The 9,771-nt window shown below is 41.2% G+C and carries 8 protein-coding genes; 1 reads left to right on the top strand and 7 read right to left on the bottom strand.

The window, feature by feature from the left end; translation table 11 throughout:
• Positions 1–4 precede the first annotated feature (4 nt).
• From O3658_RS10360 to pbp2b, 6 genes are all read right to left on the bottom strand, one after another.
• Positions 5–712: a TIGR02206 family membrane protein gene (locus tag O3658_RS10360; protein ID WP_371561464.1), complete on the bottom strand. Its 708-nt coding sequence runs from the start codon at positions 710–712 to the stop codon at positions 5–7.
• Between the two features lie 120 nt (positions 713–832).
• On the bottom strand, positions 833–1,444 hold the full coding sequence (locus O3658_RS10355) for an NUDIX hydrolase N-terminal domain-containing protein (RefSeq protein WP_371561461.1): 612 nt from the start codon (positions 1,442–1,444) through the stop codon (positions 833–835).
• Positions 1,431–2,804 carry a UDP-N-acetylmuramoyl-tripeptide--D-alanyl-D-alanine ligase gene (gene murF / locus O3658_RS10350; RefSeq protein ID WP_371561458.1) on the bottom strand — a complete coding sequence of 458 codons (1,374 nt, stop codon included), beginning with the start codon at positions 2,802–2,804 and terminating at the stop codon, positions 1,431–1,433. Before murF ends, O3658_RS10355 begins: the two co-directional genes overlap by 14 nt.
• A 53-nt stretch (positions 2,805–2,857) precedes the next feature.
• Positions 2,858–3,901, bottom strand: a complete 1,044-nt coding sequence (locus tag O3658_RS10345) for a D-alanine--D-alanine ligase (RefSeq protein WP_371561454.1) — start codon at positions 3,899–3,901, stop codon at positions 2,858–2,860.
• A 165-nt stretch (positions 3,902–4,066) separates the two neighbouring features.
• The gene (gene recR, locus O3658_RS10340) at positions 4,067–4,663 is read right to left on the bottom strand and encodes a recombination mediator RecR (RefSeq protein ID WP_006152788.1); all 597 of its coding nucleotides are present in this window, start codon (positions 4,661–4,663) and stop codon (positions 4,067–4,069) included.
• 10 nt (positions 4,664–4,673) lie between these two features.
• Positions 4,674–6,719 (bottom strand): penicillin-binding protein PBP2B, encoded by a 2,046-nt coding sequence (pbp2b, locus tag O3658_RS10335; protein ID WP_371561450.1) that lies wholly within the window; start codon positions 6,717–6,719, stop codon positions 4,674–4,676.
• A gap of 189 nt (positions 6,720–6,908) precedes the next feature.
• Between pbp2b and O3658_RS10330 the strand changes: the two genes are divergently transcribed.
• A complete protein-coding gene (locus O3658_RS10330; protein ID WP_371561447.1) occupies positions 6,909–7,754 on the top strand; it encodes a MurR/RpiR family transcriptional regulator in 846 nt (281 codons plus the stop codon).
• A gap of 438 nt (positions 7,755–8,192) precedes the next feature.
• On the opposite strand, the gene O3658_RS10325 is transcribed toward O3658_RS10330, so the two are convergent.
• The coding region (locus tag O3658_RS10325) for an SIALI-17 repeat-containing surface protein (RefSeq protein ID WP_371561444.1) at positions 8,193–9,771 on the bottom strand (1,579 nt) is incomplete at its 5' end.

Below are 9,771 nucleotides of genomic sequence, written 5' to 3'. Positions count from 1 at the left end.
TTTTTTATTTCTGCCAGATTCTCAACCTTTTTTCTCCCTGTTCCTGAAGGATTGTCTGAAAAATTTTAGAGACTAAGTAAATGGCGCAAGTCAAGAATAGCGTTACCACTAGATAATTGATCAGACGACCGTGGTCTCCAACCAATGGTGGTCTTGTCAAAAATCCATAATCTCCACCTGTTACTAAATTAACCACGAAAATCAAGGCATTGAGCGAAGATGTGATGATTAGGGTTCGTTTGAAGTCCAATAAGCTAGCATCGTAATCCTTCAAGAGATAAATCAAGGAATTTCCAAAGAGGGCTAAATGTCCGAAAATAAAGGACAGAATAGCGATGTGGGGGAAAGGATAGGGATCTGGCACTGGATAAACAAAGGCTGCCAATGTCCCAAAGGTTCCAAGCACAGCAAAGTACTGTTTGACTCTAGAGACACCCGGGGTCAAAAGCACTACAAACATAGCCAAACGGCAATGATAAAGGGGTAGACTTTCAGTTAGAGGCATCTGATTTACTAAATACCATCCGTAGAGCAGGATTAGCTGTACCGCCTGTAAAATCTGGAAAAATCGCTGACAGGCCTTTTTCTCACCATAACGATAGGCAAGAAACACAGTCAATGCTAATAAGGTAAATAGACTTCCATACCAAAGAAGGTCAAACTGGGGTGGCTCCGTCGGCTGCGTACTAAATAAAGCTTCCCAAAAATTCATGTAACTTTCCTCATTTTCATATAAGCCAATCTCTTACTGATTTTTATAGAGCCTAGCTTACATTTATTTCTTATAATTTTGTGTAAAAGAAACTGTCGATCTTAATATAAAACAAAGCTTCTAATCGACATATTGTTCCCGCTCACCCTGATAGACCTGCCATAGAATTTCCATTTGTTCTTGGGTTATTCGTTTTTCAGATAGGGGTGGGAGATTCTTGATATCAAAAAATTCAAGTTCTGCAATTTCTTGATTTTCTTGAAATTGTCCATCCAATAACTGACAGTCAAAGACGAACTTGGCATACTGTTTGTTCTGAAGTTGAAAGCGATTGGTATCAAAAACCGCTAATAAAGAGCCTACTTCTGCCGAAAAGCCTGTTTCTTCCTGAACTTCTTTTCGGATATTTTCCTTGGGAGAATATCCTACCTCGCCAAAACCACCAGGTAATGCCCAAGTATCCTCTCCTTGCCCTCTAACCAGGCAAACCTTCTGATTTTGAACAATCCATGCCCTTACATCCATCAAGGGAGTTGCATAGCTACCTGTTGGTTTTAAAATTGCAGTCAATTCCTCTTGATCAAGCTCTGTTTGATCCTGCAAGACACTCCATAAAATCTGACGTAAATCCTCATAACGTTCACGGTCATAAGGATCCTTTGTATAGGTCAAACCAGTATCAGTGATGGCCAACATTCTCTGAATAGCTTTGGCGAAATCAGTTGTGCTCATTTTCTAGACTTTCTACTAGCTTGGCTAGATTCATAGAATTCGAACCTTTAAGCAAAATCTGGTCATGTGCTCCAAGACTCTCCTTAACCTGCTTGACCATGGCTTCAAACTGGTCTTCTTCAGCTGTTTTCTTGAAGTAGTAAACATGGCCGATGGGGAACATTTGACTGGCTAATTGAGCCAATTCAGCAATGTCTTCACCGTAGAAAATAACGGTATCAAGGGCATCGGGTGTAATGCTCAAAATCATTTGATTGTGGAGTTGAACAGACTGGTCTCCAAGTTCTTTCATGTCCGCCAGAACTGCAATTTTCTTGCCACCTTCATTAGCTGGGATAGCAGAGAAAGTTTCTAAAATCAACTTCATAGCAGTTGGATTGGCATTGTAAACATCTGATAAGATATCCGCACCATTGGCAGCTTTTTTCCACTCGGTACGATTGCGGGTCAATTCTAGATCCTGGAAGGCTTGAGCAATCTGCTCCTCAGTCACTCCTTCTTGCAGGGCAACATAAGAAGCAATCATAGCATTAGTCGCATTGTACTTACCAGTCACAGGCAAATCAAGGGGTTGCTCCAAGAAATTAGCCTTGAAAGTCAAGCTATCCTTACGCTCAATCAATTCTGTAATTTCGAGTTCTGCACCTGGACCAAAACGAACTACTTTTTGATCAGCAGGTAGATAATCCTCTACAATAGGATCAGCTGGCGCCAAAAGCAAGCCCCCTTTCTCCATACCATCAGCGATTTGCAATTTCCCTTTGGCAATCTCAGAACGATCCTTGAAGAAGGCCAAATGTGCCTCTCCGACCAGAGTCACAATAGCTGTTTTCGGATGAGCCAGTTCAGACAAAAGATGAATATCTCCCAAGTGATCCTGTCCCATTTCCAAGACCAGCTTTTCAGTATCATCTGGTATATGAAGAACAGTGTAAGGGAGGCCAATCTCGTTATTGTAGTTCCCTTGCGTTTTGTAGGTTTTGTAGCTTGTAGAAAGCAAATGAGCCAACATATCCTTGGTAGTAGTTTTCCCATTTGAACCTGTAACAGCAAAAACATCGACACCTGTCTTTTGAAGGTAATAGGCCGCAAGAGCTTGAAAGGCAGTTAGGACATCCTCTACCAAGATATAAGGATGACCTGCTACTTCTTTCTCTGATAAGGTTAAAGCAGCGCCATTTTCAAAAGCTGTCTCGATAAAGTCATGACCATCACGCGCCCCCTTGAGTGGCACAAATAAATCCCCAGATCCAATCAAACGACTATCAAACTCAGCTTTGACTAGTGGGCTATCCACATAGCTAGTCACATCATTTTTTGCACCGACGACACGCGCAACTTCGTGAATCGTAAGTTTCATATTTACTCCTTTAAAAAGGGGCAGGGAGTTTTGCCCCGCCCTTATAGCTGTCTTTACAATAGGTGCGCTTCACGTTTATTAAAGCTTTCTTTAGCAAGGTCAACCAAACGCTCGATTAGTTCTGGATAGCTAATCCCCATATTGTCCCAAAGCAAGGGATACATAGACCATTGGGTAAATCCAGGCATGGTGTTGAGCTCATTTAGGAAAACTTCTCCCTTATTTGTATAGAAGAAATCGCAACGTGATAAGCCAAGTCCACCAATAGCACGGAAGGCAGTTTCTGCATTTTTACGCATGACTGCTACCACATCATCACTAATCTTAGCTGGGATATCCATAGTAATCTTGTTATCGATATATTTGGCTTCATAGTCATAGAAGGCTACATCTTTGACAACTTCACCAGGTAGCGTGCTCTTGACATCATAGTTTCCTAAAAGACCAACCTCGATTTCACGCGCGTTTACTCCTTGTTCTACCAAGACACGACTATCGTACTTGAAGGCAAGCTCTAAAGCTTGATGGAGTTCTTCTTTATTTTCAGACTTAGAAATACCGACACTAGATCCCATATTGGATGGTTTAGTAAAGACTGGATAGGTTAATTTTTCTTCAACTTCAGCAATCTTAGAAGCCAAGTCATCCCCTTCAACAATCGCTACGTAAGGAACTTGGGCAATCCCAGCAGACTCCAAAACGCGCTTAGTTGTGATTTTATCCATGGCAAGGCTTGAAGATAGGATGTTACAACCGACATAAGGCATTTTCAAGACTTCTAAGAAACCTTGAACGGAACCATCTTCTCCCATAGGTCCATGAAGAACTGGAAAGACAACCGCTCCTTCTTCGTAGATAGCACTTGGAGCAATTTTCTTGTCCCAATCAATCGTTTCATTGGTCATGAGACGTTCATCTTGGCCAGGAGTTTGGGTAAATTCTTGGGTTTTGATGAAATCACCAGACTGGCTGATAAAGAAAGTTTGGACTTCAAAACGGTCATAGTTAACCGCACGCATGACACTCTCAGCTGACAATACAGACACTTCACGCTCTGCACTGCGCCCACCATATAATAGAATAATTGTTTGTTTCATATGATTGTCCTATTTCTACTAGAATACTCGCTTTTTAGTATATCACATTTGTTTATTTTTTTAAACTTGAATAGCACAAAAGAGACTGGATTAAAAATAAATCTAGTCTCTTGATTTCTTAAAGTCTTATCTGCTAACTAATTGCCTGTTCTATATCCTTACAGACTAAAGTTCTGTACGATTTTCAATGGCTCTTAGGAGCGTTACTTCGTCCGCATATTCGATATCTGCTCCTACTGCTAGACCTCGTGCTAGACGAGTAACCTTAATCCCCGCGGGTTTGAGAAGCCGAGAGATATACATGGAAGTCGCCTCACCATCTGCTGTTGCATTGGTGGCCACGATAACCTCTGAAACTTCGCTATCCATGAGGCGAGTCATGAGACTTTTGAGGTTGATGTCATCTGGGCTAATTCCATTCATAGGGGAAATGAGGCCATGTAAAACATGGTAAAGTCCGTGGTATTCCTGGATATTTTCCATAGCAGCAACATCTCGGCTATCCTCCAGGACCAGAATCGTAGACTGATCACGGCTAGGATCGGTACAGATAGAACAAGGATCCTCATCTGTCAAACGTCCACAAATAGAGCAATAGGTCAATTCTCGCTTGGCTGCAAGAAGATTTTTTGCAAATTCATTGACATCATCATCCGACATCCCAATAGTATAAAAGGCCAGTCGGGTTGCTGTCTTAATCCCGATACCCGGAAGTTTAGAATAACTGTCAATCAGCTTAGCTATAGGTGTTGGATAAAGCATGGCTTCCTTTCTAATTCATTGGATGGTGTTGGTTGTATAGATTGATAATGTCGCGAGCAATTGCTGGCCCAACATTTTTGGTTAAATTGGTATTATGAGGAAAGACTACTGCAACTGCAATTTGAGGATTTTCTGTTGGAGCATAGGCCACGGCATTGGTATTATTAGCTTTTTGACCACCAGCTACATAGCTTTCAGCTGTACCGGTCTTACCACTGATAGAAACAGTGGCGCCATCTGAAAACGCCCGTCCTGTCGTTAGGGGACTAGTTCCATGCGATACTTGGTAAAATCCTTGGTGCAAGATTGCCATATCTGATTCAGAAATATTGACCTTGTTGATTTCCTTGGTATTTATTGCTTGGATTAATTCCCCAAGGCCACCCTTATCATTGTTGTCGTATATTCCCTCGACAATATGTGGAGCTAGACGAACACCATTGTTAGCAATGGTCGCCACATACTGGGCTAATTGCATCGGTGTGTAGTTATCAAACTGGCCAAAAGCATTAGTTAAATAATTAGCCAAGTCAAATTTTTGGGGGATAAATCCTGTCGATTCATCTGGCAAGTCAATCTCAGTAGAAACTCCTAGTCCATACTCTCCAAAGGTAGCACGAAGTTTACCCATAGCAGAATCCAGTTGGTTGGTTTTGACTGTCATCTCTGGTTGATAGGTCTGACCCATCATTCCTAACGCAGTTTGAACCATGTAGGCATTAGATGAATATTCTAGAGCCTCAACTGCTGTAATCGGGAAAGAACCATAATAAGAAGGGGTATACCAGGAATTGATAGGCGCAGAACCTTGGAAGACGATTGGTTGATCTGTCAAGGTTTGATTTCCTGACAAGACCCCATTTTCCCAACCTGAACTGATGGTAGCTGCCTTAACGACAGATCCTGGTACGAAGACATTGGTTACTGTACCAAGTGAGTCTGGTGTCAAGTCTCCTGTTTCTAGATTGTGTTTTATTCCTGACATTGCCAATACAGCACCTGTCTTAGGATTAAGGGCTACTGCATAAACACCTTCTGAGTATTTAGCACCACCATTTGCAAGTTCAGAATTAAAATAACTCTTCAAAAGGCTGTCTACGCTATCTTGGAAGGACAAATCAATGGTTAATTTGATGTTTTTCCCCTTGCTACCTTCTTCGATATTTTCTACGCTCTCCATGTCTCCATGCTTGTCCAAATGGATTTCCTTGACGGTCCGTTTCCCTTGCAAGACTTCTTCGTATTGTTTTTCAAGATAGGAAGTCCCGACGCGATCATTGAGCGAATAACCTTTTTTCAAATAAGCGTCTACTTCTTCTGCTGGAAGACCTGATTTTTCACTAGAAACAGTTCCGACAATAGATGAAAGAGAAGTTTCTAAGATTTTTCGATCCCATGAGGTAGAGATAGAAATACCTGGCAATTCCTTTGAAGCAGAAGCAATTACAGCTACCTGTGTATCACTCAAAGGATCTGTTTGAATATTCCCTGTAGCAAAATTTCCAACTGAATTGAGCTGGCTAAAGAGATAAATTACCTTCTTTTCATCCTCTGTATAATTAGTTTGGCTAGAGGTAACACTCTCAACAGCATTGTTATAAAGATCCGATTCAGAAAGTTGATTACCATCTGAGTCAAAACGCTTATCTTTTGGAAGAGCCTCTACCGTTTTTTTATAGACAGCTGGGTCCGCTAGATAATAATCAGCCATCTGACGTTCTGTCAAATTTGGAGAGGAAACTGTTACATACGTTAAAAGTTTAGTAGAAATATCCTTTAAATCTGTAGCCGTCATCTTATTACTTCGTGTGAAAGCCACGACTTGTTTGACGGTATTTTCTACCAAGGGTTTTCCAGCCACGTCATAGATTTCTCCACGAGCAGAACCCGTTGTTACCCTAGTTTGGCTAGCAGACGCTAACTTGGCTTCATAGAAATCCTTATTTACGAATTGCATATAGAGCAAGCGACCAATGATGGTCATGAAGAGCAAAATAACGATTGCAAATAATAAATTAAGCCGAGTCGGTATCGAATGGCTATTAAATTTTCTCATACAAAGCAGTCTCATTTCTAATCAAAATCTTACTCTTAATTGTACCATAATTTAAAGAGAAAATTATGGAAAAAGAAAAGACTTTTCCTTTTTATCCAAAAAACAAAGCAACTGTGGTATAATTAAAGTAAGCGCTATTTTATAGATTTCATTGATAAAAATTTTAACCAATAACTACAAGGGAGGCCCATGAACAAGCAAGATATCTCTACGATTATTGATCTTCACTTTGAAGAAATGACCGATTTAGAGCAAGAGATTGCCCGCTATTTTTTGCAGGCAGATACCATTCACGATGACTTGTCTTCTCAGCAGGTCACACAAAAACTTCATATTTCACAGGCTGCTCTCACCCGTTTTGCCAAAAAATGTGGCTTTACGGGTTATCGGGAATTTATTTTCAAATACCAACAACAAAAGGATACCCTTTCCGTCCCACAACAGGATATGAATCCTTTGACCCAAAGAGTCTTGAGGAGCTATACAAACATCCGAGAAATGACACAAGAATTGATTGATGATGCCCAACTGGAGCGCATTGCCCAAATGATTGATCAATCAGAACGCGTCTATTTTTTTGGGACTGGAAGTTCTGGCCTCGTTGCACGTGAGATGAAATTGCGTTTCATGAGACTTGGAGTCGTTTGTGAGGCTTTGACAGATCCAGATGGTTTCGCCTGGACAACCAGTATCATCGATGAAAAATGTTTGGTCTTTGGCTTTTCCCTTTCAGGAACAACTCCATCCATCATTGACAGTCTACTAGACGCTCAAGATATGGGGGCTAAAACTGTTCTTTTTACTAGTACACCTAGCAAGGAAACTCAGGTATTTACAGAAACTGTACTGGTAGGAAGCCAGAGTCAGGCTTCCTATATCCAACGCATTTCTGCCCAACTTCCTATGTTGATCTTAATTGATCTACTCTATGCTTATTTCCTAGAAATTGATCGTGAAAGTAAAGAAAAAATCTTTAACAGTTATTGGGAAAATAAAAAACTAAATGGCTATCGTAGAAATAGAAGGTCTAGATAAGCCTTCATCCCTATCAAGTGAACAATCATATGAGCAACCAGCGATTAAAGTCGCTGGTTTTTATACTCTTCGAAAATCTCTTCAAACCACGTCAGCTTTATCTGCAACCTCAAAGCTGTGCTTTGAGCAACCTGCAGCTAGCTTCCTAGTTTGCTCTTTGATTTTCATTGAGTATTAGTTTGCTCAAGTCCTATAACTGATGACTTATGAACATAAAATTCTACACCTAATTCTTGATATAAAAAAGCGAACAAGACTGAATTCTGACTCTCAGAAAACTCGTTTTGATCGCTTTTTATAATTGAGATTAGTTATTGGTTTCAATCTCTAAAGTTTGGACAGTTATTACAGCAGTTTCTTTAAACAATGCTACTATTCTGCAATAACTTCCCACAAAATCTATACTTCCTCAACAGTATTTCTTGAGTTTGACAGATTCTATTCGTCTTCTTTTTTCTTTCCCATTGCAGCTAAGCCAAGAAGTGCTCCTACAGCTCCCAAGCTTGCAAGGGTAGCAGTTTCTTTTGCTCCTGTTTCAGGGAGAATGTCTTGACGATTTGCAGGTGCTTGATAAGTCTTGTCTTGTGACATAGCCTGAGCTACATGTGACTGATCATCCTTGTATTCTGGGAGCTCATGTACAGTTGCCTCTGCTCCATTGACACCACCTGTGAACTCTGGGGCTTCTGCTTGAACAGCTGCTTCTGAACCATTTACTCCACCAGTAAACTCTGGATCTTCTCCACGAATAACTGCTTCTGAGCCATTGACTCCACCAGTAAATTCTGGAACATCATGGATAGCTACTTCTGCTCCATTGACATTACCAGTAAACTCTGGTATCTCATGGACAGCTGCTTCTGCTCCATTGACACCACCAGTAAACTCTGGAAATTCATGATTAGCCACTTCTGAACCATTTACTCCACCTGTGAACTCTGGATCTTCTCCACGAATAACTGCTTCTGAGCCATTTACTCCACCAGTAAATTCTGGAAGTTCATGACTAGCTGCTTCTGTTCCATTGACACCACCTGTGAACTCTGGATCTTCTCCACGAACAACTGCTTCTGAGCCATTTACTCCACCAGTAAATTCTGGAAGTTCATGACTAGCTGCTTCTGTTCCATTGACACCACCTGTGAACTCTGCTACTTCATGGATCGCTGGATCTGTTTTACCTGATTCAACTTTCTTAGTTCCGACTAGCACAATCTCATCTCGCGGTGCTTCCACAACTTCGCGAAGTTTTTCAGTACGACTTCCATCCAATGCTACTTCTATGCTGACGCGTTCTTTACCTTTACGACCAGCCTGAACTACTCGAGTTTCACCTTCTGGAAGTGTTGGATCATCTTGCTTCACTGTCTTAAATCCGAGAGCTTCTTCAACAACTTCAAGGCTTGGCTGACTAAAGCTCAATTCTTTAACGCCATCACCTGGCACAGATGTTCCTTCAAAAGTACCAACTTCGATGACACGATCTTGAGCTTCTTCACGTTCAACCTTAACTGTCTTACGTGTGTCTCCATCTACTTCTATATAAGTCGTTACTTGACCTGCTTTGCCCTCTGAAACAACTTGTTCCTTGCCTTTGGCTAAGAAGGCATTCTCACGACGAACAGTATTAAAGGCGATTGATTCTGTCGTTACTTCAAGGCTTGGTTGCGTTTGAACTAAGACCTTATCTCCTTCAGTCGGAAGATTTGAATGTTTTACTTCCTCTTTCGGAGTCGCTTGAAGTTGGTTGATAGAAGTTAGAGCTGCTTGCAAGGCTTTGTCTACCGCATCCTGTGTCTTAGCTGCTTCAATCGCTGCGATTGCTTGCTCGGACAACTCAACTAGTTTCTTCTTAGCTTCTTTATCGCTACCTAGTTCCTTGCTCTTGTTTTGAATAGCTTCTGCCAAGCTTGCCATAGCCTTATCATAGTCAATCTTAGGCTCTTCCGGCTGTGCTGGTGGCTCTGGTTTTGGTTCCTCTTTCGGAGTCGCTTGAAGTTGGTTGATAGAAGTTAGA

This window comes from Streptococcus sp. 27098_8_69, assembly GCF_041432445.1.
Lineage (GTDB): Bacteria > Bacillota > Bacilli > Lactobacillales > Streptococcaceae > Streptococcus.
Note: the sequence above shows the minus strand (reverse complement) of the source record. Positions and strands in the feature narration are given on the sequence as shown.

What these genes read in the sequence shown, in the direction of transcription:
- O3658_RS10360 (WP_371561464.1), bottom strand. Translation starts at nt 712, where the DNA reads ATGAATTTTTGGGAAGCTTTATTTAGTACGCAGCCGACGGAGCCACCC.
- O3658_RS10355 (WP_371561461.1), bottom strand. Translation starts at nt 1,444, where the DNA reads ATGAGCACAACTGATTTCGCCAAAGCTATTCAGAGAATGTTGGCCATC.
- murF (WP_371561458.1), bottom strand. Translation starts at nt 2,804, where the DNA reads ATGAAACTTACGATTCACGAAGTTGCGCGTGTCGTCGGTGCAAAAAAT.
- O3658_RS10345 (WP_371561454.1), bottom strand. Translation starts at nt 3,901, where the DNA reads ATGAAACAAACAATTATTCTATTATATGGTGGGCGCAGTGCAGAGCGT.
- recR (WP_006152788.1), bottom strand. Translation starts at nt 4,663, where the DNA reads ATGCTTTATCCAACACCTATAGCTAAGCTGATTGACAGTTATTCTAAA.
- pbp2b (WP_371561450.1), bottom strand. Translation starts at nt 6,719, where the DNA reads ATGAGAAAATTTAATAGCCATTCGATACCGACTCGGCTTAATTTATTA.
- O3658_RS10330 (WP_371561447.1), top strand. Translation starts at nt 6,909, where the DNA reads ATGAACAAGCAAGATATCTCTACGATTATTGATCTTCACTTTGAAGAA.